We start from the raw sequence: 919 nt of genomic DNA on the forward strand, positions 1-919 counted from the left end.
GAGGACGCGACTGCGCACTGGGAGACGCGTACAGTCGATATGTCTAAATTGTCCGGAGTCGATGTCATTAACTCTTATTGGATGGGACCTCTCATTGCTCATACCTTAGTCAGTTTTCGTTTTGAAGATGATCGCCCGCTTGCCTTTTCTTTTGAGATTCGTAAAGAAGATGGTGAATCGTTTTCGGCACTAGCGGGCTTTTTTAGACGTTACGAGCTTAGCCTCATTGCCTCTGAAGAGCGCGATATTATTTATACTCGTAGCAATGCGCGCGGTGAGCAAGTGTATTTGTTGCCTGTTAGCCATTTGCAGCAGTCGGAAGTCAGATCATTGTTTGAGTCGTACTTGATTGCAGCCGATGAGCTCAATGCCAAGCCTGCTTGGTATAATACCTTAACCAGTAATTGTACCAATATTATTTTTTATATGGCGCGCATCGTTAGCGGCGAACGTCTGCCATGGGATTATCGAATTTGGGTATCTGGCTGGTTACCAAACTATCTATATGATGTCGGTATGCTAGATGCCAATCCCAACAACAGTGGCCAGCCTTGGTCGATGGATACCTGGTATGAGCATGCCCATATTAACCCAAAGGTTAGAGGTTTTGACAATCAGGCCGATCTAGACACTCAGGTCAATAGTAATGAGTTTTCAGCTCAGATTCGCCAAGGTATTCCCATACCGCCGCTGGCAGACTCGCAAGCCAAAGCCGACGCAGAAGCCAAGTCTGCTGCCAAGGCTTCTAATGATTAATGTTTTTGATAGCTAAAGATTTTGACAAACAAGGCGTCAAGACAACTAAGGCGTAACCCAGTTAACCACTCGCGTCTCCATCTCCTCATCAGAGATACCAATCTCAGAGATGCAGCGCCCTGCTACCCCGACATTGACCGCGCGCATTTGCTGCTGCGTTATG

General features: G+C 46.9%; 1 protein-coding gene. It reads left to right on the forward strand.

Annotation, left to right across the window (positions count from 1 at the left end):
- On the forward strand, positions 1–756 hold a 756-nt coding region (locus ACS8FD_RS17860; protein ID WP_439276835.1), incomplete at its 5' end, for an Lnb N-terminal periplasmic domain-containing protein.
- Positions 757–919: the final 163 nt, after the last annotated feature.

This window comes from Psychrobacter sp. 1U2, from assembly GCF_051847575.1.